25 protein-coding genes and 2 pseudogenes are annotated in these 23,377 nt (G+C 70.9%); 6 read left to right on the top strand and 21 right to left on the bottom strand.

Annotated elements, in window-relative coordinates:
• Positions 1-211 precede the first annotated feature (211 nt).
• Complete coding sequence (locus ACIOJE_RS32595) at positions 212-472, top strand: hypothetical protein (RefSeq protein WP_280683823.1); 261 nt, start codon at positions 212-214, stop codon at positions 470-472.
• A gap of 7 nt (positions 473-479) precedes the next feature.
• Here ACIOJE_RS32595 and ACIOJE_RS32590 read toward each other — a convergent pair.
• Positions 480-986 (bottom strand): annotated as a pseudogene (locus tag ACIOJE_RS32590) (IS5 family transposase); the annotation flags it as partial.
• A gap of 296 nt (positions 987-1,282) precedes the next feature.
• On the opposite strand from ACIOJE_RS32590, the gene ACIOJE_RS32585 reads away from it, so the two are divergent.
• Together ACIOJE_RS32585 and ACIOJE_RS32580 are read left to right on the top strand one after the other, a co-directional pair.
• Positions 1,283-2,485: an IS110 family transposase gene (locus tag ACIOJE_RS32585; RefSeq protein WP_280683825.1), complete on the top strand. Its 1,203-nt coding sequence runs from the start codon at positions 1,283-1,285 to the stop codon at positions 2,483-2,485.
• A gap of 351 nt (positions 2,486-2,836) precedes the next feature.
• Complete coding sequence (locus ACIOJE_RS32580; protein WP_280683827.1) at positions 2,837-3,592, top strand: hypothetical protein; 756 nt, start codon at positions 2,837-2,839, stop codon at positions 3,590-3,592.
• Here ACIOJE_RS32580 and ACIOJE_RS32575 read toward each other — a convergent pair.
• The 5 genes from ACIOJE_RS32575 to ACIOJE_RS32555 form a co-directional block, all read right to left on the bottom strand.
• Positions 3,569-5,497, bottom strand: coding sequence for a RiPP maturation radical SAM C-methyltransferase (locus tag ACIOJE_RS32575; protein WP_280683828.1), 1,929 nt, complete (start codon positions 5,495-5,497; stop codon positions 3,569-3,571). The genes ACIOJE_RS32580 and ACIOJE_RS32575 overlap by 24 nt on opposite strands.
• 14 nt (positions 5,498-5,511) lie before the next feature.
• Complete coding sequence (locus tag ACIOJE_RS32570) at positions 5,512-6,396, bottom strand: class I SAM-dependent methyltransferase (RefSeq protein ID WP_280683830.1); 885 nt, start codon at positions 6,394-6,396, stop codon at positions 5,512-5,514.
• A gap of 19 nt (positions 6,397-6,415) precedes the next feature.
• On the bottom strand, positions 6,416-7,759 hold the full coding sequence (locus tag ACIOJE_RS32565) for a cytochrome P450 (RefSeq protein ID WP_280683831.1): 1,344 nt from the start codon (positions 7,757-7,759) through the stop codon (positions 6,416-6,418).
• Between the two features lie 124 nt (positions 7,760-7,883).
• Positions 7,884-8,195 carry a hypothetical protein gene (locus tag ACIOJE_RS32560; protein ID WP_280683834.1) on the bottom strand — a complete coding sequence of 104 codons (312 nt, stop codon included), beginning with the start codon at positions 8,193-8,195 and terminating at the stop codon, positions 7,884-7,886.
• A 98-nt stretch (positions 8,196-8,293) separates the two neighbouring features.
• Entirely contained in the window at positions 8,294-10,198 is a 1,905-nt protein-coding gene (locus ACIOJE_RS32555) for a RiPP maturation radical SAM C-methyltransferase (protein ID WP_280683836.1), read from the bottom strand.
• A gap of 772 nt (positions 10,199-10,970) precedes the next feature.
• Between ACIOJE_RS32555 and ACIOJE_RS32550 the strand changes: the two genes are divergently transcribed.
• Together ACIOJE_RS32550 and ACIOJE_RS32545 are read left to right on the top strand one after the other, a co-directional pair.
• Positions 10,971-11,207, top strand: a complete 237-nt coding sequence (locus ACIOJE_RS32550) for a DUF397 domain-containing protein (RefSeq protein ID WP_280683838.1) — start codon at positions 10,971-10,973, stop codon at positions 11,205-11,207.
• 113 nt (positions 11,208-11,320) lie between these two features.
• Positions 11,321-12,292 (top strand): Scr1 family TA system antitoxin-like transcriptional regulator, encoded by a 972-nt coding sequence (locus tag ACIOJE_RS32545; RefSeq protein ID WP_280683840.1) that lies wholly within the window; start codon positions 11,321-11,323, stop codon positions 12,290-12,292.
• A gap of 40 nt (positions 12,293-12,332) precedes the next feature.
• Here ACIOJE_RS32545 and ACIOJE_RS32540 read toward each other — a convergent pair whose 3' ends face one another.
• The 3 genes from ACIOJE_RS32540 to ACIOJE_RS32530 form a co-directional block, all read right to left on the bottom strand.
• The gene (locus tag ACIOJE_RS32540) at positions 12,333-13,157 is read right to left on the bottom strand and encodes an SAM-dependent methyltransferase (RefSeq protein WP_400781164.1); all 825 of its coding nucleotides are present in this window, start codon (positions 13,155-13,157) and stop codon (positions 12,333-12,335) included.
• A gap of 185 nt (positions 13,158-13,342) precedes the next feature.
• Entirely contained in the window at positions 13,343-13,762 is a 420-nt protein-coding gene (locus ACIOJE_RS32535) for a hypothetical protein (protein WP_280683842.1), read from the bottom strand.
• A gap of 147 nt (positions 13,763-13,909) precedes the next feature.
• Entirely contained in the window at positions 13,910-14,083 is a 174-nt protein-coding gene (locus ACIOJE_RS32530; protein WP_280683844.1) for a hypothetical protein, read from the bottom strand.
• A 523-nt stretch (positions 14,084-14,606) separates the two neighbouring features.
• Between ACIOJE_RS32530 and ACIOJE_RS32525 the strand changes: the two are divergent.
• A pseudogene (locus ACIOJE_RS32525) lies at positions 14,607-15,740 on the top strand (IS630 family transposase).
• A gap of 57 nt (positions 15,741-15,797) precedes the next feature.
• Here the strand turns inward: ACIOJE_RS32525 and ACIOJE_RS32520 are convergent.
• From ACIOJE_RS32520 to ACIOJE_RS32465, 12 genes are all read right to left on the bottom strand, one after another.
• Positions 15,798-16,061 (bottom strand): DUF6225 family protein, encoded by a 264-nt coding sequence (locus ACIOJE_RS32520; protein WP_280683848.1) that lies wholly within the window; start codon positions 16,059-16,061, stop codon positions 15,798-15,800.
• A 271-nt stretch (positions 16,062-16,332) separates the two neighbouring features.
• Positions 16,333-17,466, bottom strand: a complete 1,134-nt coding sequence (locus ACIOJE_RS32515) for a DUF317 domain-containing protein (RefSeq protein ID WP_280683849.1) — start codon at positions 17,464-17,466, stop codon at positions 16,333-16,335.
• A 137-nt stretch (positions 17,467-17,603) separates the two neighbouring features.
• A complete protein-coding gene (locus ACIOJE_RS32510; RefSeq protein ID WP_280683851.1) occupies positions 17,604-18,263 on the bottom strand; it encodes a DUF317 domain-containing protein in 660 nt (219 codons plus the stop codon).
• Between the two features lie 115 nt (positions 18,264-18,378).
• Positions 18,379-18,690, bottom strand: a complete 312-nt coding sequence (locus ACIOJE_RS32505; RefSeq protein WP_280683852.1) for a hypothetical protein — start codon at positions 18,688-18,690, stop codon at positions 18,379-18,381.
• A complete protein-coding gene (locus ACIOJE_RS32500; protein ID WP_280683853.1) occupies positions 18,662-19,192 on the bottom strand; it encodes a winged helix-turn-helix transcriptional regulator in 531 nt (176 codons plus the stop codon). Before ACIOJE_RS32500 ends, ACIOJE_RS32505 begins: the two co-directional genes overlap by 29 nt.
• Positions 19,193-19,209: 17 nt before the next feature.
• The gene (locus tag ACIOJE_RS32495; protein WP_280683854.1) at positions 19,210-20,058 is read right to left on the bottom strand and encodes a hypothetical protein; all 849 of its coding nucleotides are present in this window, start codon (positions 20,056-20,058) and stop codon (positions 19,210-19,212) included.
• Positions 20,055-20,705: a hypothetical protein gene (locus ACIOJE_RS32490; RefSeq protein WP_280683856.1), complete on the bottom strand. Its 651-nt coding sequence runs from the start codon at positions 20,703-20,705 to the stop codon at positions 20,055-20,057. The genes ACIOJE_RS32495 and ACIOJE_RS32490 overlap by 4 nt, the downstream gene beginning before the upstream one ends.
• Positions 20,702-21,190 carry a hypothetical protein gene (locus tag ACIOJE_RS32485; protein WP_280683859.1) on the bottom strand — a complete coding sequence of 163 codons (489 nt, stop codon included), beginning with the start codon at positions 21,188-21,190 and terminating at the stop codon, positions 20,702-20,704. The genes ACIOJE_RS32490 and ACIOJE_RS32485 overlap by 4 nt, the downstream gene beginning before the upstream one ends.
• The gene (locus ACIOJE_RS32480) at positions 21,187-21,762 is read right to left on the bottom strand and encodes a glycosyl hydrolase (RefSeq protein ID WP_280683861.1); all 576 of its coding nucleotides are present in this window, start codon (positions 21,760-21,762) and stop codon (positions 21,187-21,189) included. Before ACIOJE_RS32480 ends, ACIOJE_RS32485 begins: the two co-directional genes overlap by 4 nt.
• Positions 21,763-21,768: 6 nt before the next feature.
• Positions 21,769-21,930 (bottom strand): hypothetical protein, encoded by a 162-nt coding sequence (locus ACIOJE_RS32475; RefSeq protein WP_280683862.1) that lies wholly within the window; start codon positions 21,928-21,930, stop codon positions 21,769-21,771.
• Complete coding sequence (locus tag ACIOJE_RS32470) at positions 21,927-22,511, bottom strand: DUF4913 domain-containing protein (protein WP_280683863.1); 585 nt, start codon at positions 22,509-22,511, stop codon at positions 21,927-21,929. The genes ACIOJE_RS32475 and ACIOJE_RS32470 overlap by 4 nt, the downstream gene beginning before the upstream one ends.
• A gap of 138 nt (positions 22,512-22,649) precedes the next feature.
• Entirely contained in the window at positions 22,650-23,363 is a 714-nt protein-coding gene (locus ACIOJE_RS32465) for an HAD family hydrolase (protein WP_280683865.1), read from the bottom strand.
• Between the last annotated feature and the right edge of the window lie 14 nt (positions 23,364-23,377).

Raw genomic sequence — 23,377 nt, 5'->3', positions numbered from 1 at the left:
GCCGTGGACTCGCAAGTTGTCGGTCGCAGAGGCTCGCAAACTACAACTCGCAGCAGGTCCGCGACCTGGGCTTTCGCTTCTTGGGGGCTCGCAACGTATCGGTCGCAGTCACACCCTGGGCGAACCGGGCGGGAATGGATCGGGGCCCCCGGGTGCTGAAGCAGGGTTACGGCGTTGGGCCGTACGGGGTCGAAGGGGGACGGAGGCGTTGGTGCCGAACAGAGGCCGGGACATGGCGGCGCTGGAGCGCAAGATCCGCAGTTCGGGGCGGGCCTGGACGATGGGCGACGGCGCGGTGATCGTTGACGGCCAGTGGGCCGTGCGCACGGTGAGCCGCGCCGAGCGGGAACAGGACAAGGCGGTGGAGGCGAGACTGACGGACGGGCGGCGGGTGGAGCTGAGCCTGGAAGAGCTGGCCCGCATGGTGGGCGCCACCAATCCGGGCGCCCACCACGACCGGGAGCCGAACTGACCGGCGGCTAAGGCCTGTCTGACAAATGATCATCTGGCTGGTTCGCGGAGCCAGAGGATCAGGGAGGCCAGGACGATTCCTGCTCGGTAGCGGTCGACGAGCTTGTCGAACCTGGTCGCGATCGCACGGAACTGCTTGAGGCGGGCGAAACATCGCTCGACCACGTTCCGGTCTCGTAGATCTCCTTGTCGAAGGCGGGTGGCCGGCCGCCGAGGCTCCCGCGCCGCTTGCGGTTGGCCGCCTGGTCGCGGCGCTCGGGGATCGTGGCGGCGATACCCCGGCGCCGCAGCAGGTGGCGGATCGCCCGGCTGGAATACGCCTTGTCGCCCAGCACTCGCGCCGGCGTCGTGCGGGGCCAGCCCGTTGTGACGCGCGGCACGCGGACCCCGTCCTGGACCTCGCCGAAGGCGGTGGCGTCGTTGATGTTGCCGGGCGTAAGTACGATCGACAGCGGCAGGCCCCGGCCGGCCACGGCGAGGTGGACCTTCGTGGTCAGCCCTCCCCGGAACCGGCCGAGGGCCTGGCGCGTCTGCGAGCGGCCCGGATCTTCCAGTTCGTCCCTGTCTGCGGCCCCGTTACCGTTTTCACGGCCCCGCAACGGGGCTCCCGGCCTCCGGGCTCGGTATGACTTGTGGCCCCCGTCGATCATGATCGAAAAGGTGGTGCCGCCGAGTACCGGAGGCATTGGCAGACCGCTGATTTCGGGCTTGAGCGCCGATCCCACACCTGGGTGAGGCAGGCTCTTCGTAACGTGGATGCCGGCACGCTGATGCCGCAGGGCCGGGAAGAAGCGAAGCCTGGGGAGGGGCATTGACCAGCACCGACGGCACCGACGTCTATCTCGGTCTGGACGTCGGCAAGGGTGAGCACCACGCGACCGCACTCACCCCGGCCGGCAAGAAGATCTTCGACGAGGCACTGCCCAACAGCGAGCCCAGGCTCCGTGCGCTGTTCACGAAACTGCAGGCCAAGCACGGGACCGTGCTGGTGGTGGTCGACCAGCCGGCCACCATCGGAGCCCTGCCGCTGGCCGTCGCCCGCGACACCGGCTGCCGCATCGCCTACCTGCCCGGCCTGACCATGCGCCGGATCGCAGACCTCTATTCCGGCGAAGCGAAGACCGACGCCCGCGACGCGCACGTCATCGCGGACGCCGCCCGCACCATGCCGCACACCCTGCGCGACCTGGTGCCGGGCGACGAGACCGTCGCTGAGCTGCAGATGATCGCCGGATTCGGCGACGACCTCGCGGGTGAGTCGACGAGAATCAAGAACCGTCTGCGCGGCCTGCTCACCCAGATCCATCCGTCAATCGAACGCGTCCTGGGCCCGCGACTTGACCACCCGGCGGTCCTTGCCCTGCTCGAACGGCACGGATTTCCAGCCCAGTTGAGGAAGGCAGGCCGGCGGCGACTGATCACACTGCTGCGGCCCAAGGCCCCGCGGGTGGCCGAGCGCCTGGTCGAGGACATCTTCACCGCCCTTGACGAGCAGACCGTCGTCGTCCCCGGGACCGAGGCCGCCGCGCTGATTGTTCCCAGCCTCGCCACCTCACTCACCGCGGTCCTCGACCAGCGCAAACTCCTCGCCGCGAGGATCGAGGAACTGCTGGAGGCCCACCCTCTTTCCCCGGTCCTGACTTCAATGCCCGGCATCGGGGTCAGGACCGCCGCCCGGATCCTCGTCGATGTCGGCGACGCCTGTGCCTTCCCTAGCGCCGGCCACCTCGCCGCTTACGCCGGCCTGGCGCCCGTCACCCGCGCCTCCGGCTCGTCCATCCGCGGCGAACACCCCTCCCGACGAGGCAACAAACAGCTCAAACGAGCCTTCTATCTGGCCGCGTTCGCATCGCTGTCCCAGCCGGAGTCACGCGCCTACTACGACCGAAAACGATGCGAGGGCGAGCACCACGTCGCTGCCCTCGTGGCCCTCGCTCGCAGACGCATCGACGTCCTGTTCGCCATGCTCCGCGACGGCACCCTCTATCAGCCCCCGACGACCGCAGCCGTTTGACGAAGACCATAGGGGCACGTTACCCCCACTGAACCCACTCGGGCGGCCGGAAGTATTCAGGCAGTGGTGCGGCAGTTCGCTCTCGGCTCATGCATCGTCGGCAGCAGCGTACGCTGCTCGGAATTCCTGAGAGGTCACGAAGACCGACCCGCGGGCTGCGTGAGCGGTGCCGCTGGTGATCCGCTTGGAGACTACCTCGGAGGCGTCCCGTAGCTGATCCAACTGGCGGCGCCTGGCGGCCGCCGCGAACTCCCCGGAGACCTCCCGCTGGTCGATGACGCCAGCCAAGGCCACGTCCCAGGCGCAGCTCGTAGGCCCCTCCACCTGCCCGGTTACGCCTGGGTGTTCGACATGGGCGACGGCACCGCCAACGTCGGCCTCGGCGTCCTCGACACCGCCGGCGTCGACCTCGACCGGCGCGACCTGCTGCGCCGCTGGTGCGACCGGCTCCCGCCCGAGTACGGCTACACCCCCGAGGCCGTCACCGAACCCATCCGCGGCTCCGCCCTGCCCATGGGCCTCAACCGCGAACCCCACTACGCGGACGGCCTGTTGCTGGTCGGCGACGCGGGCGGCACCGTCAGCCCCGGCGCCGGCGAGGGTATCGCCTACGCCATGGAATCCGGCCGCTTCGCCGCCGAGACCGCCGTCCAGGCACTCGCCCGCCGCACCGACCGCGGCCGCGAACTCGCCCTGCGCGCCTACCCGCAGGCCCTGCGCTCCGCCTACGCTGGCTACTTCGCGCTCGGCCGGCTCGCCGCCGACCTGCTCGGCCGCCCCCGGCTGCTCGGCGCGGCCGGCGCCGCCGGGCTCGGCAACCCGGCCCTGCTGAAGGTCGTCTTCCAGCTCATGGTCAACCTCACCGAACGCACTCCAAGGACGCCCTCAACCGGCTGCTCCACCTGGTCGAGTGGATCGCCCCCGGCCGGTGACAGCGCGGGCGCAGGACGGCGCCGCCGTCCCGGAGAAGGTGGGGTGCAGAGCGGCGGGCCGGTAGACCCGCCCGCGCTAACCCCACCCGACTCGAACTCCCGTCGGCGCGGGCGTCGGTGGAGGGCGAGGCTCCCGCGTGCGGCCGGAGAGCTACCAGTTCGGATTGATCGGTAGGGCCAGGCCGAGGTACCGGCCCTCGTCCTCCAGCATCAGCCCTTGCTCGGTGAGCCCGGTGAGCACGCGCTGCACGGCGTCCGGTGTCGGGTACGGCTCCGGATGCGGCGGTTCCGGGTGCTGTTCGAGCAGCAGCCGAAGAACTCCCGTTGCCGAACGGGGCGCCGAGGTGCAGGCCTCGTACACCTGGGCTTCCATCCCGCGCAGGGAGGTGGTGCGCGGCGGCGTGCCGTACCGGCAGTCGGTCACGACGAGCCGGTCGGCGCCCCGCTGGTACACGAGGGACGGCACCGACGAGCCCTCCCACCGGCGTTGCCAGGCCAGGACGGTCTCCTTCACTTCTCCGTAGGCCCGCTCGTCCAGGGCGGTGGGGGCGTCGTAGGCGAAGAAGTAGGCGATGGCGTCGTGGTTGACGGTGTCCGGATAGGTGTCGCCGTAGGCGGGGATAGGCCGAACGGCGCGGATGTCGACGGCTTGCGGGTCGGTGAAGTACGGGCTGAAACGGTCCAGCCGGATCCGGCCAACGTAGCCCGGCGGGCACAGGTGGGGGATGAGCCGTATGACCTCGATCTGTCGTCGGTAGTCGTCCGGTTGTTCGCCGGGGAAGCCGAGCAGCAGGTTCCAGGCGACGGTGAGGCCGTAGTAGCGGCCCCACTTGAGGAAGCAGACGTTCTGGAGGGCGGTCGTGCCCTTGCGCATGAGGTGCAGCAGCCGCGTGCTGAGGCTTTCGATCCCTGGTTGGACGATGCGGGCGCCGCCCTGGGCGAGCGTTCGGATCTGTTCGCGGGAGAGGTTCGCCTTGACCTCGAAGAAGAACGTGTAGTCCTTGCGCTGCCGGGCGAGCGGCCCGAACACCTCGCCGATGTAGCGCTGGTCGAGGATGTTGTCGACGGACAGGAACGCGTACGTGCGGTGCCGGCGGGCGAGTTCGTCAATGCCGCGCAGGGCCCGTTCGGGGGATTTGCTACGGAAGGCCATGCCGAGGCCGTTGAGTCCGCAGAAGGTGCAGTGGTGCTTGGCCCCCCACCAGCAGCCCCGCGCCGTCTCGAACGGCAGGCCCACGACCTGCCCGCGGACCACTCGGGGCAGTCCGAGTTGCTGGGCGGTGGTGAAGTAGGTGTCGTAGTCGGGTTCGGGCAGGACGTCGAGGTTGGTGACCTGTGGTGCTCGTCCGGCGAAGCGGACGGCGCCGTCCGGGGCGCGGGTGGCGACGCCGGGTACGGTCGTCGGGTCGCCGTCGTCGGCGAGTGCCCGGACGAGTGCGGGCAGTGCCTCGTCGCCCTCGCCGATGACGGCGTAGTCGATCCAGGGCAGGGCCCGTACGTATTCCAGGCCCATCTCGTCCTCGAAGTTGGCGCCGCCGAACACCGTGACCAGGGAGGGGAATTCCTCCTTGAGGCGCCGTGCCAGCGCGAGCGCGGCGCAGTTCTGCTCGAAGATCGAGGAGAAGCCGACCACGTCGAAGGCGGACCAGTCGACTCGCCGAACGCACTCCTCGACGAACCCCGGCAGCACCCGCTCCCGCAGGTCCAGCAGGAAGTCGACGTCGCACCCCAGTTCGGCGCACACCTCGCGGATCTCGGACGGATGGTGGGCGGTGTACCGCGCGTGGGCCGGGGCCAGCTCCCGGAAGGCGGCCGGGGCGAACAGCCATTCACCGAGGAGCACGTCCCGGGTGTGGCAGAGGGCCTCGTAGCGCTCCCAGCCGATGGCCGCGCCGAGTTCGAGGTTAAAGTAGAACGACTCGGCCCGGACGCCGTCCAGGCCGAGGACGGCCCGCAGCAGGCCGAGCTGGATCGAAGGGCGGCGCGAGGACGCGAAGGGCATGTTGACGAGGGCGAGCCGGATCTGGCGCCTGGCGGCCGGTGGGTCGAGGCGGACCTGCTCCGGGTGGACGTGTGCCATGGATGGGCTCCGGTTCAACGGGTCGCGTGGGCGATGACGGTCGGCGCGGTGAGGCGGAGGACGCCGTCGTACTCGTACCGTCGCAGGGCGGCCACGGCTTCCTCGGCGACCTGTCGGCGGGCCTCCGGTGCCAGACGGTCGAGCATCGGCCGCAGGTTCCAGGCGTGGTCGGGCAGGGCCTGCCAGAAGTCCTCCGCGGTGCCAGGCCACGGGCACGGCGCCGCGAGGGTCCGCGCCTGGACGTCGCGGAATCCGGTCGCGGTGAGCAGGGCGCCGAGGGTGTCGGGGACGGCGAATCCGTAAGGGTCGGGCAGTGCCGGTGCCGGTGGTCCAGGCGGGGTGTGCCGAAGGATGACGGCGATGGTGGCGCGGACGGCCGGGGTCGCGCGCGGCGGTCCGAGCGCGGTGAGGACGATCCGGCCGCCAATCCGCAGCACCCGGTGCGCCTCGGCGAGGGCCCGGCCCGGATCGGGGAAGTGCATGACGGCGTTCCGGCAGGTGACGAGGTCGAACGACGCGTCGGAGAACGGCAGCCTCTCCGCGTCGGCGACGCCGAAGATGATCGCCGCGCCGGCCTTCGCCGCGGCCTCCCCGGCGTAGCCGACCATCTCCGGGACCAGGTCCGTCGCGACGACGCGGCCGGACGGCCCGACCAGCGGGGCCAGGGTGAGCGCCGGCTCCCCCACGCCGCAGGCGAGGTCGAGCACCCGCATGCCGGGCCGTGGCCGGGCGGCCTCGACGACGGCGCGGGTGACGGCGGCGCCGGCGGTGCTGAACTCGCGTCGCCAGCGGTGCCATCCGCGGGCGACGTCCCGGTAGCCGTCGGCCACCATCGCCTTCTGCGCGGCCGTGCGGCCGGAGGGGGCCGGGGTCGTCGGCGGAAGCGGCCCTGCTGTCATCTGGCACCGTCCCTCCGGGTCAGAACGCCACGGGCAGCGTCGAGAGACCGTGGATGTTGATCTCCTCCCGCCACACCAGTGGTGCGGCGGTGTCGAGTTGCAGGCCCGGGAGCCTGGTGAGTGTGGCCTCGATCGCGGCGTGCACGATCCGGCGGGCCAGCGTGGCGCCCGGGCAGGCGCGCTTGCCGAGTCCGAACGCGATGTGGGGGTTCGGCGACCGGTCGGGTGTGAACCGGTCCGGCGCGGGGAAGCGGTCCGCGTCGCGGTTCGCGGCGGCGATGAGCAGGATGACGGGGGCGCCCTGCGGCAGGTGGACGCCGCCGATGACGGTGTCCTCCCGGACGACCCGCGACAGGATGGGCGCCGTGCCTTCGTGCCGCAGCATCTCCTCGACGGCGGTCGGGAGCCGGTCCGGCCCGCGGAGCAGGCGCTGCGCTGGCAGCGGTTGCCGCAGCAGGGTGTTCAGCCCGAGCGTGATGGCGTGGGTCACGTTCTCGTGCAGGCCCAGGATCAGGTTCGCGGCGACGAGCACCCGCTCGTCGTCGGTGAGCCCGTCGACGGCGAGCAGCGCGCTGAGGGCATCCGGTCCGGGCCGCGCGCGCCGCCGAGCGAGGAGGTGCGCGAGACAGCTGATCAGGCTGTCGACGGCGGCTTCGCCGTCGGCCATGGCCGCAGTGCCGCTGAATCCTTCGCTGAAGGTGTGGACGATGTCGTGGACGTCACGGCCGAAGTGCGAGCGGTCCGCCGCCGGGATAGCCAGCAGCTCGGCGCCGACGACGGCCGGCAGCGGGTGGGCCAGGTCCGCGACGAGGTCCATGCGGTGCCGGGCCACGACCGGGTCGATCAGCCCGTGGGCGATCGATTCCAGCCGGGCGGGCGGCAACTGGTGACCGGCGGTGGCCAACGCCCGCATCATCGCGCGGCGCAGGCGGGTGTGCTCGGGCGGATCGATCTCGTTCAGCAGCCGGCCGAGGAACCGGGTGACCTGCGCGATGCCGGCGTGCTCGGCCGGCGGGACGTTGGCCAGGACGGTTCGGTAGCCGGTCCGGTGGGACAACCGCGGGTCGCGCAGCGCGGTCACGACGTCCGCGTACCGACAGACCACCCAGGACTGCATGGTCTCGCTCCAGTGCACCGGATGCTCGGCCTGCAGCCGGTGGTAGTGCGGGTACGGATCCTCGTGGACCCCGGGCAGGAACGGGTTGTACTGCAGTGGTGTCCGCTCGACCACCCCGGCGGCCCGCAGCAGCGACTCGATCGCCTGCCGTTCGCCCGCCGGAAGGTCGGTCTGCAGGGCGCGCAGCTTGCCGAGAACACGGCCGATGTCGGTCATCGCGAGGCCGGAATGCGTCAGTTGGGCCATCGGGACTCCTCTCCCGCACGTCCGGCCCGGGCCTGGGCGAGGGGCCGGGGTCGGTGGTCGCGCGCAACCCTGCCCCGTGCGGCGCGCCGGTCGACGGACCGCACGGGGCAAGGCCGGTCGATTGTCAGAACATCACGGTGCCGGTCACGCCGATGGTGCTGCCGGCGAAGGCCGAGCCGGGCCTCAGCCGGTCGAACTGCGCGATGCCGAGCGAGTCGTCGAGCTGCGCGCGGAATCCCGGCTGCGCCGCCGGTGTGAGTTCCGCCGGGTCCGCGTTCGCGCTCTGCGTACCGGCGGACGCGGCCCGGCCGAGGAGCCACTGCAGGACGTTCTGCTCGCCCGGCGGCAGCCCCTTCGCAAAGGACTCGAGCTTCTGGCTGACGGCGTCGATGTCTTCCGCCGTGACCTTGACTTGGCGGACATTCGGATCGGACACGGGTTCCTCCTTCGACGGGCCTCTCTACGGACGATGTAGGGGGGTGATGGGTTGTTCGGTTCCGGCTGGGGGTCGGTACCGCGCGGACGCCGGTCCGTTCACCAGTTGGGATTGATCGGCAGCGCCAGACTCAGGTACCGGTCGTTCTCGCGCAGCATCAGGCCGAGTGCGGTGAACTCGTCCAGTGCCGCCTGCACGGCGCCCCGGTCGGCCTCGACGTCCGACGCCTCGCCGACCAGGTCGACGATCCGGGACGCGCTGTGTTCGGCGGGCGTGCAGCACTCGTAGACCGCGGCCGCGAGTTCATCGAACGAGAGGACCTGCGCGGGACCGGATCCGCGACCGTCGGTGACGGTCAGCCGGCCGGCACCTCGCTGGTAGACCAGGTAGGGCGGCTGGTCGCTCGCCCACCGCTGCTGCCAATCTTCAAGGTAGCTCGCCAACTCCTCGTGCGCAGCCGCTGGCACGGTTTCGACCGCGTCGTAGGAGAAGAAGTAGGCGATGCGGTCGAGCTCGACGGCGTCCGGATAGACGAAGGCGTAAGCCTGCTCGGGCCGGACGTTGACGATGCCCAGCTCGGCTCGCTGCGTGAAGTTGGGGCTGAACCGCTCCAGCCAGATCCTGCCGAGCGACTCGGGTGGCTGCAGGTGCGGGACCAACCGGGCCGTCGCCAGCTGCTGTTCGTAGTCCTCGGGCCGCTCGCCCGGGAACCCCACCAGGATGTTCCAGTGCATGCTGACCCCGTGATAGCGGCCCCACTTGAGGGCGCGCACGTTCTGGACGGCCGTGGTGCCCTTGCGCATCAGCTGCAACACGTGCGTGCTCAGGCTCTCGATGCCGGGCTGCAGGTGGCGGACGCCGCCCCGGGCCAGTCGCCGGATCTGCTCGTGGGAGAGGTTCGCCTTGGTCTCGTAGAAGAAGGTGTAGTCGCGCCGGAGTTCGGCGAGCCGGTCGAAGACCCCCTCGATGTAGTGCAGGTCGACGATGTTGTCCACGGCGACGAGTTGGTAGACCGCGTAGCGTTCGGCGAGTTCGTCGATGCCGCGCAGGGCCCGTTCGGGGGATTTGCTGCGGAAGGCCATGCCGAGGCCGTTGAGTCCGCAGAAGGTGCAGTGGTGCTTGGCCCCCCACCAGCAGCCTCGCGCCGTCTCGAAGGGCAGGCTGACCCGGTGGCCGTTCGTGCCGGCGGGCAGTCCGAGTTGCTGGGCGGTGGTGAAGTAGGTGTCGTAGTCGGGTTCGGGCAGGACGTCGAGGTTGGTGACCTGTGGTGCTCGTCCGGCGAAGCGGACGGCGCCGTCCGGGGCGCGGGTGGCGACGCCGGGTACGGTCGTCGGGTCGCCGTCGTCGGCGAGTGCCCGGACGAGTGCGGGCAGTGCCTCGTCGCCCTCGCCGATGACGGCGTAGTCGATCCAGGGCAGGGCCCGTACGTATTCCAGGCCCATCTCGTCCTCGAAGTTGGCGCCGCCGAACACCGTGACCAGGGAGGGGAATTCCTCCTTGAGGCGCCGTGCCAGCGCGAGCGCGGCGCAGTTCTGCTCGAAGATCGAGGAGAAGCCGACCACGTCGAAGGCGGACCAGTCGACCCGCCGAACGCACTCCTCGACGAACCCCGGCAGCACCCGCTCCCGCAGGTCCAGCAAGAAGTTGACGTCGCGGTCCATCGCCCGCAGGTGCTCGCCGAGATCACCCCGCAGCGCCTCCACGTAGCCGGAGGCGTCGTGCGCGTCCGCGCGGAAGGCGGCGCGGGAGAAGAGCCACTCGCCGAGCAGGAGGGTGCGGTCGTTGCACAGGACCTCGTAGAGGTCCCAACCGAGCGACGCGGCCAGGTCCAGGTTGAAGTAAAGCGACGTCGCGGGGACACCGTGCCGTCGCAGCACCGCTGTCAGCAGCCCGAGCTGGATCGAGGGACTGCGCGCGGACGTGAAGGGCATGTTGACGAGCGCGACGCGCGGTGCCGTCCCCTTCGGCCGGGGCGGCCCGACCGGCCACAGGGTCTCGTCCATCGGTTTCTCCCGCACGGCTCGTCGTGGTCACGTGGATCGACAGGCTCTGGCGAGTTCCTTCACCCCGACGCCAGGCGGCGCGCCACGGAGGCAGGTGGTCGACCACCCGCGGCCGACAACGGCCGCCTCCATCGTGTGGCAACGTCTCACCACAGCGTAAGTGCGGACACCGGTCACCGCCCGGGACGCACCCCGCTCGGCGCCCGTCCGGAGGTGGTGCGGATCGCGGACTACGCCCGCCGCCGAGCCGGCCGGTGACAGGCTGCGCGGTGGGGCGGGGAGCGGCCTAACCTGGAAGGGCGCGTACGGTGCGTGGCCTGCGGGCCTGCGGGCCTGCGGGCCTGCGGGCCGGTGTGCCCGTGGGCCGTCGACGGAAGCGGTGGCCATGACGGTGATCTCGGCGGCTCCGTTCTACCGACTGGCGGCCCGGGCTGCCCGGTGGGGCCGCGCTGCTACGCGAGTGCGCCGCCCGGGGTTGGACGGTGGTGCTGACCGGGCCGGGGCCGGCCGGGGTGCCTTAGCGATTCGCCGCCTTCATACGGGTTCCACGATGAAGCGCCGATGGATGCGATCATAGTTCCGTCATAGATGTGCAAACTTCACCGGCATTCACTCGATCGTGTAGTGGCGTTTTCCGCCAGCAACGAGGAATGATTCTTCTCGCTCGGCCCGCGAAATCCCGTGCGGGATTTCGCGGGCCTCCCGACAGGGGCTTCCCATTAATATGATCAATGGGAGTGGGGTGTCGTTCGATCATGAAAGAGGGCTCACGATGGAGATCTTCAACGGCATGGCGGCGGACACCATCAAGGCCAAGAGTCCATGGCAGAAGGCCAGGCGCAGCGTGAGCAACGGGTCCTGCGTGGAGTTGCGCTCGCTGGACAACGGTGAGGTGGCGGTCCGAAACAGCCGGCACCAGGGGGGTCCGGCCCTGGTTTTCACTCGCGCCGAGATCTCTGCCCTGTTGGACGGTGCCCGTAACGGGGAATTCGATCATCTGGCGGTTTGATCTTCAGCGGACGACGGATTCCCGTCTTAGCTGATTGATGTGACGGCCGGGCCCCCTTCGTGCGAAACTCATCCGGTTAGCTCAAAGGTTGGGATAAAGCACCTGGGGGGCCAATGGCCGTCGACACATTCATTTCTGGCCGCGGGGGCGGCGCGGACCGGCCGTGGGCGGAGGCAGGCCTGCTCCTGGGCGCCCACCTGGAGGTCGCGCGCGGGCGCCGCACGCAGAGCGAGGTGGTGGAGGCGACTAACAAGCGGGTCAGCACGTCGTACTACAGCCGTCTTGAACGCGGCGAGGTGCGGATCGACAAGCCGCACATCGTGTCCATCATCCTGGACGCCCTGAAGGTTGCGCCGGGCACCCACCACGACCACCTGACTGCCCTCGCGTTCGCCGCGTCGAAGGAGGGCTGGGCGTCGAGGTTCCGCAGCGGGCACCGCGAGGTGGTGCCCGACTCGATGCTCCGGCTTACCTCGTTGGAGGAGTCAGCTACCGAATTCTTCGTGGTGGATCGCAATGCGATCCCCGGCCAGCTCCAGACCGAGGCGTACTCCAGGCTCGTCACCCGTTACACCCTGCCGGCCAGCCTGAGGGACGCCGGTCTGCAGGAAGTGGTCGTCGGTCTGCGGGCCGAGCGCCGTACCCGGTTCGCGGGGCGGCTGATCACGGATCAGCCCAAGGGTCGGTTCTTCATCGAGGAGGCTTTGCTCTACGCGGACTTCGGCCACCCGGAGGTGCTGATCGACCAGCTGCAGGAGCTGCTCGGCCTCGTGGAGAACCGGGCCCTGCCGGTCGGCATCCGGGTGATGACCGCGCGGGCTCCCCTGGCCGTCCCGGTGAGCACCCTTGCCCGTCTCGGGTTCCGCAAGGAGCTCGCGGACGCGGTCCCCGACGTCATCTACAACGAGGCGGGCCGCACTGCGTCCTTCCACCGCGGCTCGCTCCCCGGGGTCAACGAGGTGGCCGACCCCGACTACGTGGACCTCGACGATCTCATCGACAACGTGCTCATGAGGGCTCCCGGTTACCGCGACAGCCGCCGGCTCATCGAGAACGCCCTGATGGAGGCCCAGCTCCGCCTGTAGTAGCAGAGCCGGGCCCGCGAAACGGGCGGGCGCGTTCGGGTCAGACGACCCGGGCGAGCCCGCCGAACTCGATCCACTCCAAGGTCGCCTGCCGGGCGGGCGCCTGAGCGTCGGGATACCAGTCGGTGACGTCCACCAGGCCGGGGGGCTCGACGACGAGCCTGTCGATTTCGAAGAAGCCGCGGACGTCGGCCTCTGTGCGCACGCGCCCCCACTTGCCGCCGGTCTGCTGCTGCATCAGCTCGGTTACGGTGTCGCGGACGGTGGCGTCGTCGCTGACCAGTTGACAGACCACCACGACGCTGCCCGGGGCGAGCAGGCTCACCATTCGTTCGATGATCGCCTTCGGGTCGCCGTTGTCCCGGTCGGGGACGCAGTGGAGTACGGAGACGAAGAGTGCGGCAACCGGCTCGGCCAGGTCGATCCTGCCTTTCAGGCTGGCCACTATCGCGGGCGTGTCCGCCATGTCGGCGTTGAGGATCACCGCGTTCGGGCTCTCGTCCAAAACGGCTCTGCCGTAGCCGAGGACCATCGGATCGTTGTCGACGTACACCACGCGCGCGTCCGGATGGATGGCTTCGGCGACCTCGTGGACGTTGCTCTGGGTGGGCAGGCCCGAGCCGTGATCGATGAACTGCTTGATCCCGTAGGTTTCGGCGATGTGCCTGACCACACGGATCAGGAAGCTGCGGTTGTTGAGCGCCAGTTCACGGCTGCTCGGTGCGGTCTTCAGCAGCTCCTCGACCGCCCTGCGGTCGGACGGGTAGTTGCGGTTTCCTCCAAGCAGGAAGTCGTACATGCGAGCCGCACTTGGCCTGGCCCTGTCAATAGGCTCTTGCCAATCGTTGGCTTCGTTCCGGTTCACCCGCTACCCCCTGCGTGATGCGAACTTCAGTGCCAACGATCAAGTATGACGCTGCGTCATAGTATGCCGTGATCCGAAGTGTCGAAACCACACGTGAGGGTGAAGGCGGTTAAGACATGGCAAAGAGCCTGGCCAACCGGAGCATTCGGGGCCGGTTCGCCAGGCTGTCGGGTCGGTCGACGGTGTCAGGCGCCCCCGATGGAATCGCGGCCGGTCCGCCAGCGACGGGCGGCCTTCAGCTGGACGTGGACGGCGGGTTCATCCAGCCCCATCAGTGCGGCCGCGGCGGCCGGTTCCAGGCCGAGGAACTCGTGCAGCAGCGCGGCATCGGCGGCCCGGGCAGGCATGACGCGGTGGAGGGCATCCGAAGGGGAGGTCGGCGCATTCTTGCAGGCCACGGAGACGGCCTCGCGCAGGGCCCGCCAGGTGAAGGCCGCAGGATCGTCGCGCAGCGCCCACGCCCAGTCTGCCTCCGCCCTGCGCAGAACGAGCGCGACGACCTGCTCGGCGAGGCCGGCGTCGCCCAAGCGCGCCCGCGCGTACATCTCGTAGTGACCGTAGTGCAGTTCAACGAACGCGGCGTAGCCGACAGGGGTTAGGGACACGAGGGCTCCGTTCGGCGTCGATGTCGGGAGGAACGCGCCCGGCCGCAGCAGGGGGGCGCGAAGGCGCGCACAGCGGCGCGGAAGAGGGTGGGCGCGGCGGCCGGTCCGGGTGCCCTTATGTGCCCGGACCGGTTTGCGAGGGCGGGCTCAGAAACCGCGGACCCAGATCCAATCGAAGCCGGTATTGCGGCACATCCTCAGTACACCGAGGATCAACGCCGTGCGCGCCCACTCCGCCTCGACGGGCGACAGAACCGCCCACGTGAGCACCAACGGGGCGAGGGCTGCGTGCAGTTGCACCGCACCGCGGATGGCGCGCACTCCGCGCAATCCCGCGAAGGGGCCGCTGCCCCTGCTAGCGTGAGCAAACACCTCGGGCAGAGCCCGTCCAGGAGCAGGTCGGTCGTACATAGGTAGGCGTACCTCCATGGCTGGCCTGACAGCCTCGTCCGGTGGTGATGACACCGGGCGAGGCAACCCCCGTGTGGGGTAGGGCCGTTGCGAAGAAACGTAGCGCGCCGACCGGTCGTCGGTCTCCCTGGAAGGCCCCACGCAATCCTCCCCGTTTAGCCGGACACACTGACGCTGAACAGGGAACCGGTTCCGCGTCAAACTGATCAAAAACGGTCACGGGAGGGTGCCGCCCCGAAGCCCCGGTTCTTCTCTGAGAATCCGATTACCGTCGCCGGCCCGACGGTGATCTGCGAACACTCGGGGCCTGCCAGTAGCGCGCGCGGCAAGATCCGAAAGAGGGGCCCTAGTGCCGCATCAGGCAACGTTGGCCCTCTTCTGACGAGTCGCCCGGCTGCTACGGTCGGTGGCGCCGGGCGGTCAGAATGATCACGTGGCTGAACGCGTGAGAGTGCGGGACATCGATGACGACGAGGGCAGGCGCCTGCTGCGGATCGTCCGCAGAGGCACCGGGTCGGTGGTGACCTGGCGACGGGCCCAGATGGTGCTGCTGTCCGCGCAGGGCATGCCGGTCGCGAAGATCGCGGAGGTGACGTTCACCAGCGCGGACCGGGTCCGCGACGTGGTCCACAACTTCAACGCGGACGGCTTCGACTCCCTCTACCCGAAATACAATGGCGGCCGCTCAAGGACGTTCACGCTTCCGGAACGCCGGGAGATCAAGAAGATCGCCAAGTCCAAGCCGGCCGAGCACGGCCTGCCCTTCTCGACCTGGAGCCTGGCCAAGCTGGCCGACTTCCTGGTCGCCGAGGGGGTGGTCGACGACATCAGCCACGAGGGCCTTCGGGTCCTGCTCCGCGAGGAGGGCGTCTCCTTTCAACGCGTGAAGACCTGGAAGACCTCCCGCGACCCGGACTACGCGGCCAAGAAGGCCCGCGTCGAGCACCTCTACGCGATCGCCGACGGCGAGGTCATACCCGAGGAAGGCGAGCCCGAAGTCATCTTCTGCATGGACGAGTTCGGGCCGCTCAATCTCCAGCCCCACCCAGGCCGGCAGCGGGCCGAACGCGGCGGCCGGCACAGGGATCCCGACCGCGAGCCGCGACCGCGCCGACGGGCGACCTACACCCGCCCGCACGGGGTCCGGCACCTGTTCGCCGCCTACGACCTGGCCAAGGACCAGCTCTACGGCCACATCAAGAAGACCAAGAACCGCTCCAGGTTTCTGGAGTTCTGCCGCTACCTGCGCTCACTGCATCCGATAGACACGCGCATCGCGATCGTCTGCGACAACTACTCGCCGCATCTGACGACGAAGCGATGCCAGCGGGTCGGGACGTGGGCGGCGGCGAACAACGTGGAGATCGCCTACACCCCGACCAACAGCTCCTGACTCAACCGGATCGAGGCCCAGTTCACCGCCCTGCGCTACTTCGCCCTCGACGGCACCGACCATCCCAGCCACAAGGCCCAGGGCAGCATGATCCGCCGCTACATCATCTGGCGGAACAAGCACGCCGCCGACGAACGCCTACGAGCAGTGGTCAACAGGGCGAACGTCGCCTGAGCTGCCATCGCGCCAGGACCCCGGTCACCCTTCGGCTCCCGGCTCGACCGGGCGGACTTACCACTCGGAGTAGAAGTCCGCTTGCAGGACCACCTCGTCCTGTCGGAGGTAGTCGGCGTCATGTAGGACGACTCCGCTCACCACAAAGTGGCTGACGCCCGAGTCGACCGAGTCGCGCATCTCACCCGACCGCGGACGCAGCGGCACATCGATCCGCAGCGGAGCATCGGCAGGCAATTCGCTGAGAGCTTTGCGCAGTTCCCCGACCGTCAGCTCCACAGTTTCATGGCGGTAGCTCTTCATCTCCATGTCATCAGCCATGCGTCACAGGATAGGAGCAGATGACCTTGCCCAATCGGCGTCGGTCAGCTCTGCCCAACCGCCACACCGACAGGGCAAAGGTTGCTTGATGCGGCACTAGCTGTTCTGACCCGTGAGGTTGGGGACGCGGCTGGCGGGGCGGGCTGGCTTGCGGGCGACCCGAGGGGGCGGGGCGCCTGCGAGGTGCGGGCGGTGGCGGCCCGCACGCGCTCGGTGTCGGGGCCAGCTTCGGCCTTGAGCGCGAGTTCGCGGGCGTCGACGACGTGGCGGATCATCTGTAGGGCGGCGTTGCTCTCCGCGTAGGCCTTGCCGAGGCGGTGATCCGGTCGAGGTCGTAGAAGGCGGGGACGTGACCGGGCCGGGTGAGGGCGTGCAGCCGCTCCTGGTGCACGGCAATGGAGTTGGAGACGACGACGAGGAGGGACCGGTGGTGCATGGCCGAGCGCAGCATCGGGTCCTCGACGGGCATACGGGGTGCGGCCTTCTCCAGCTCGGCGATCGGGCGTCCCCAGGCTTTCTCGATCATCGCGTCCGCGTGGTCGAGGGCGGTGGCGTCGGACACGGCGTCCTCCAAGGGGTTCGTGGGCGTCAGCGGGCAGGGCCGGCGTGGGCGACCCGTGGCGGTGCCGGCGGGCGGGTCGAGGTGGTGTAGGCGAGCGCGGCGGCGGGGGCCGCGGGTCATGGCGGTGGAGCGGGCGGTGGCGGCGCGGACGCGCGCGACCTCCAGCGGGCTCGGCGCGGTGGGCGTCGCGAGGGCGCTCGCGGGCAGGCGGGCAAGCTCGTCGCGCCGCAGGTACCGGTGCACCGGGGACGGGTCGAAGGCAGCGGCGGTGAGTGCCTCCAGCAGCGGTGCGGGCACCTGCGAGGAGGCGCTGGCGTACCAGCGGCGCTGCGGTGGTCCCGATTCGAAGAGCCACCGTTCCTTGGTTTCGTCCATCTCCTCGGCGTGTGACAGGAAGCCGGGGCGCGTCGACCGGGTGACGAGCTGATCGGGGCTCCGGAGGACGATGGGGTCCACCCACCGTCCGGCCACCCGGCGTGGGGCGGGCTGGCCGGCGCCGAGGTAGGCGTCGGGGCCGCGGGTGCAGGCGTTGGCGAGGGCGGTGGTGAAGTCCTGGACGATCTCGGTGGGCACGCGGTCGTCGAAGGTGACCAGCCAGCTGGGGACGGTCGGCTCCGGACCGGCGCTGATCTTCCAGAGCGTGGAGTCCCGGCCCTCGGGCAGGAACATCAGGCGGGGCGTCAGGTCCGGCGCGGTGACGTAGGCGTTGCCCAGGTCGTCGTTGGTGGCGGCCCACCTGGCCTCGATCAAGGGGGTGATGGCCTCGGCGGCGTCGGCCTTCGTCCCTGCGAGGTAGCGTGGTGAGACGCGGTACTCCCGGGGCTTTTCGGGGGTGTACGGCATGGAGTTCCTCCATGGGGGTCAGCGCCGGCGGGCCCCGCCGGTCGTCGGCATCGCGGCGGCCGGGACGGCGGGGCCTGGCGGTGGGCAGGCGTGTGGACGGCGGTCCGGGTCCGGGGGACGGCGGGCGGTACTGGCGGTCAGGCGTTCCACGGGCTCGGGGGAGCTGAAGGCGAGGGCGGCGCACACGAGCGGGTAGAACGGCACGCCACTGGTGAAGTCCGCACGCCAGGCAGGGCGTTGAGGGGTGCCAGCGAGCATGCTCCAGGCCGGCGGGGCCAGGCCGGCGGGGCCAGGCCGGCGACCTCGGCGTCGGCGGGCTGGTGTCCGACGCGGTGTCGGTAGACGGCACTGCCGTCTGGCGCGACCTGGTCGTGGAAGCCCTTCGGTCCTTGGGCGGGCCGCCAGCCGCGGTCGGCGAGGACGGACGCAGGCGTGCCGGGCCGGTGGTTCGGCCCGCCGTGCAGGTAGTCGCGGTGTCCGCTGCGCAGGCCGTCGACGAGGACGGTGGTGAAGGCGGCGGTGATCTCGGCGGGCGTGCCGGAGCCGAACAGCGCACGCCACAGCGGCTCCGAGCCGGCGGAGGTGTAGCCGTGGACGCTCCAGATCCCCGGGCGGTCGGGCGGGCCGGAGCCGGTGATGACGGCGATGCGGCAGGGGCTGGTGAAGCGCACGCCGCCGTCCGGCGTGCGGGCGCGGCTCCAGCCGGGCGCTGCGGCCAGCGGGCCGGTGACGAGCCGCTGGTCACCGGGGCCGGCGAGCCGCAGCGGCTGAACGAGCAGAGGGGCGGCGGAGGACACGGGGCTCCTGAACGAGGCTGGGAGCGGGCCTGCACACCGCCACGGGCGGTGAGGCGGTGCGCGGACCCGGGGCGCTGAGGTCGTGGAGCCGGTCTGCGGCGGGTGTTCACGGTGGTCACCGCCCGCGCGAGGGACGGGAAGCCGAGGTGACGGCGGCGGGAACCTGCGGCTGCGGTACCGAGGCGTGGCTGAACAAGGCGGAGGGAGCAGGGCTTCGGCGCAGCGCGGCAGCGGTGCGCGCGGACTGCGCGGGGGCACCCAGGGTGCGGGCGGCGGCCGGCACGGCAGGGGTCGCGGCGGTGGTGTGCCGGTGGTCCCACTGCTGGAGGGCGGTGTAGACGGGGCCCAGGGCCCGCCCGGCGTCGGTGAGGATGTAGGGGGCGCCGTGCTGGTTGCCGTTACGGGCGACGAGGCCGTCCGCCTGCATGCGGCGCAGCCGGGTTGCGGCGAACTACGCGGGGGGCGTCGAGGCGTTCGGCCAGGTGGGTCAGGCGCAGGCTCCCGTGCTCCGAGAGCAGGCGGATCGTCTCGGTGGTGTCCGCCAGCTGCAGGCGGTGCAGGGCGTCCTCGATCCGGTCATACCGCCCCTGCGGCGTGCGGTCGATGTGGTCGGCCGACCACTGGGCGAGCATGCGGTAGACGGGGCCGAGCATGCGGGCGGCCTGGTCGAGCCGGTAGGGCGCCGTCCGGTCGAACTCGCCGTCGCGGGCAACCAGGCCGGCGGCGGACATCGTGGCCAGGCGCTTGCCGACGTACTGCTGGGACAAGGCCGGGAAGTGCTGGGTGACGTCGGAAACGCGCATCTCCGGGCCGTACTTGGCGATCGTGTGGACGACGTGGGTGGTCCACTTCGGGGCGAGCCGGCGCAGCACGCTCTCGGCGCGCTGCGCGTCGGCGGAGCTCATGGGGGTGGTCGGCTGGGAGGACACAGCGTGGAGTTCCTTGGTCAACGGGTGCGGGCGGAGAAGGAGGGCCGGGCCGCGGCTGCCGGGGGCGCTGCCTGGGCGGGGCTAGCCGTCGCGGGGACGGTGCCGCGGTAGAGGGCGGTGACCTGGCGAAGCCGCTCGGTGCGGGCGGCCGAGTTGGCCGCTACGCCCTCCGGGGCGAGGGAGAGCATGTGGCCCATCCGGGAAGCGGAGGTGCTGGTGTCGGCGGCCACGAGACCGGCGCCGATCAGCCGCTCGACGGTCTCGGCCTCGATTGGGGCACCGAGCCCGGAGCCCCAGATCACATACTTGTCGCCGTCAGCGCCCTCGCGCAGCCACATGTCTTCGTGCGCCAGCCTCAGCAACGCTGCGTGAGCGCGGCCCTGTTCGTCGTCCCAAGCGGCCCTGGCGGGCAGGGGACGCTGGCAGTTGGGCGCCGGGTGGCTACGGGGGTGCGCGTCGGCCAGTTGGCGGTCCTGGACGATGGCCGGTGCCTGCGACTCGATTCCGCCGATACGCTCGCAGGCGTCGAGGACACGGGTGAGGTGTTCGTAGGCGGCGTCCTTGCAGGCGCGGAGCTGGTCGAGTTGGCCGGCGGCGGACAGCATAGTGGTGTCGGCCTGGCACAGAGCCGGACGTTCACCGCGAGCGATCGGTTCCAGCTGGGCCATCACCGTCTGTGCCTGGTCGGTGAGTTCCCGGTGGAGGTCGTCGAGGTCGCAGGCGGCGTTGGCCGCGAGCTGGGCGAGCTGCGCGCGAGGGGCGTCGTGTCGGTACCGAGCGCCGAGCAGGGTGAACGGGTCGTCGATGCCGAGCCGCTCGTAGACGAGGTGGGCGCCGGGGTGTTTCAGGGGGTCGTGCGGGTTCACGGGGTCGCCTCCATCCGGGCGAGGAGGGAGCGGACCAGGGTGGGCAGGCTGTCGGGGCCTTCGCCGCCGAGGCGTACGAAGCTGACCGACTCGTCCAGGAGGCGGTGGGCGTTCTCGGTCAGGGCGCCGATGATCTCCGTACACGCCTCCGTGAACTCCGCGCAGGCGAGCAGGGCCTGGCCCAGCGTCCGCAGGTAGAGGCCGGGTGTGAGGGCGGCCTCGGCGGCGAGGGCGGTGATGGCCTGGCGGTCCTGCGGGGCGTAGGCGGACAGGTCGAGGCCGGCAGCCTCGCCGGGGGCGGTGGCCGTGGCGTCGGCCGACAGGCCGGCCTCGACGATCAGGAGATCGACGGCCTGGGTGAGGTCGGCGAGCGACTCGGTCAGCCAGCCCAGGGCGGAGGCGTAGGAGGCGAGGGTGAACAGGGCGGCGGGGGTGGTCGGCAGCCGCGCGCTCAGCAGGTCCTCCATCCGGCCGGCGAGCGCCGTGATCACCTTCGGCCCGGCGGTGAGCGGCCCGAGGACGGGGTGGAGGTGGGAGCGCGACGGCGGGGTGGTGTGCCGGGCGCTGACGATGCCGGAGACGGCCGCGGCGGCCTCGGCGAGCCACACGGCGAGGTCGGCGTGCGTGGGGGTGAGGGTAGTCATCATCGGGCCTTTCGGATGGCGGCGCCGGTGGCGAAGCCGGGGGATGCGGTGGTGTAGGCGGGGCTGGCGGCGGTTGCCGGCGTGGGGCGGGTGTAGCGGGCGCGGGCGGCTCGAACGCGGGCTTCCTCGGCCGGGCTGAGGCCGGACGGCAGGCTGCTGGTGCGGCCCAGGCGGTTCTGCGCGGAGCGGTAGACCGCGTAGTCGGCGCGGGGGCCGGCGGCGACGAGGTGGACCTCGCGCCGGTGCTGGGAGCCGGTGGGGGCGTCGCGGAACTGCACGACCAGGCGGTGCGAAGCCCAGTCGTTGCCGACGCCGAGGTAGATCTTGTGGAAGCCCTCCAGCCGGCCTTCCAGGCGCGTGGCGACGCGTTCGCCGTGGACGAGGTCCTGCAGGTGCAGCAGGGCCTGGTCGCGGACGGCGTCAGGGAGCTGGCGCAGGTCGGCGATGGCGTCGGGGTGGGCGGAGAAGGCGAACTTGGCGCGGCTCACAGCGACCGCCCCCTGCCGGGCTGCGCGAGGGCGGCAGCTGCGGGGGCGGAGGCCAGGACGGCGGCGGCGCTGGCCGGGGAGGTGGTGCTGCGGGCGAGGGCGGCGCGGGTGCGCAAGGCATCGCGGCGGTACTCGGGCGGTTCGGGCGGCGTCGTGGCCTGTTCCTCCACCCAGTCCTCGGCGGCGGCGTAGTCGGCGAACGCGCCTTCACGGACCGTGTAGGTGCCCTGGCCGGGCTGGGTCTGCTCGACGAAGACCCGCACCGGCAGCTCAGTGGCCTCCTTGTCCACGGCCATGGTCCACGCCTGCGTCGGGTCCTCGTCGGCGGCCTTGACCTCGATGAGGTCGTAGCGGTCGCCGGAGCGGTGGATCTGCTCTTCGACCAGGGTGGTGAGGTCGTTGGCGGGCTTGAACGGGTTGTTCGCCGTGGTCGCCTCGGGCGGGCAGCCGCGGTCGACGAGCCACTTCTGCGCGAACGCCAGGTTGGCGTGCGCGGAGCTGTCCATGGTGAACGTGCCCTGGGCCTGGTGACGTTGGACGTCGAACGTGGCGATGTTCGGCAGGTTCCGCACGACGTCCTACGTCGCTGCGGTGTCGAAGGCGACGAGGAAGGTGCGCTCACCGACGTCGTGCCGGGCCAGGAGCTGGTAGTCGCTGCCCCAGGTGTCCCGCCACTGATCCTCGGTGTGGTCGTCGGCGGGTTCCAGGTCGTCGATGTCGAAGTCCAGGTAGGCGGTCACGCGGCGAGTCCCAGCTGATCGGGGGTGGACAGGAGGCGGTGGGCCGGCCGGGACGGGCTCGTGGTGCACGCCGCGAACGGGCCGTCCGGGGACCGGAGCTGGGCGAGGGCGTGGTCGAGGTGGTCGCGGTGCCACGTCGAAGGACCGCTCTGGCCGGCCTCGGCGGCGGTCAGCTGCTGCCAGGCCAGCCACAGCGCGTGGAGGCGGGCGACGGCTTCGGGATGCTCGTGCCACTTCGCGCACCAGGGGCGGGTGGAGCCGATCTCCCGGCCGTAGACGGGCAGCAGGATGTGGGTGACCCAGAACGAGAGCTCGGCCAGTTCGGCGGCGTACTGCGCGCCGCCCATGGCGAGGATGAACAGCGGCGGGGCGGCCTCAGGCGCGTCATCGCTGCCGGGGCCCGGCTCGGTGAAGCCGGGCCCCGGTTCGTCGGCGGGCTCGGAGCCGAGGCGGTCGAGGATGACGCCGTGCTGGCGGACCTCGGCCATGGTGCGGTTCAGGGCGCTGACGAGGTCGTCGAGGTCCTCGTCGGGGATGCGGATCGGCTCGGGGGTGCCCGGCATCGGGTCGGACTCGGACATGGCACATCCAGTGGGTTCGGACGGTCGGGGAGGGCGGGGCCGGGAGGTCTTCTTCGGGTCATGGCATGACTCCGGTGATGCGGTTGTTGAGGGAGATGGTCTGCGGGATCGGCGGTTTGGTCTGGCCGCCGATTGGTGCTAGGCGCAGGCCAGTTGGGTGCCGCGCTCCTGGATGAGGCGCAGTCCGAGGGCGACGGCGTGGGCGAGGGTGTCGGTGAGCGGGTGGCCGGCGGCGGCGAGTTTGGCCGGGTGGTGAAGGCCGCCGGTGTGCAGCACCGCGTGGGCGCCGCTGGCGTGGGCGGCGTCCGCGTCGTCGACGGCGTCGCCGACCAGCAGCACCCGGTGCGCCTGCTCGGTGAGGCCGAGGGCCCGGAGGTGGGCGGCCAGCGGGGCGGCCTTGGTGCCGCCGGAGGGCCCGGTGCGGCCCTCGATCCGGGTGAAGAAGTGCCCGATGCCGGCCTCTCGGACCTCGCGCACGAGGGTGTCGTGCGGGCACAGTGACAGCAGCGACTGGGTGTGGCCGGCCTGGCGCAGGGCGGCCATCAGCTCGACGGCGCCCTCGCGCACGCGCACCGGTTGAGCTCGCAGGTGGGCGAGGAAGGCGTTGTCGCTGGAGATCCACTCCTGCTCGGTGATGGTGCGTCCGAGCAGGCGGGCGTAGAAGTTCGGGATCGGCACGGTGTGCTTGGCCCGGTAGGTCTCCCGGTCGACCGGGGCGCCGCCGAGGGCGGGCAGGGTCGCGTTCAGAGCGTCGACGTGGTGGTCGAGGTCGTCCTTGATCGTTCCGTTCCAGTCCCAGACCACGTGCATGCGGGTGGCGGGCGTTGCGGCGGTGAGGAGGGTGGTGTTCACGGCGGGTCCTTCGG

Source organism: Kitasatospora sp. NPDC087861 (genome assembly GCF_044742585.1).
Classification (GTDB): Bacteria; Actinomycetota; Actinomycetes; order Streptomycetales; family Streptomycetaceae; genus Kitasatospora.
This window is presented reverse-complemented; position numbering and strand designations above follow the sequence as displayed.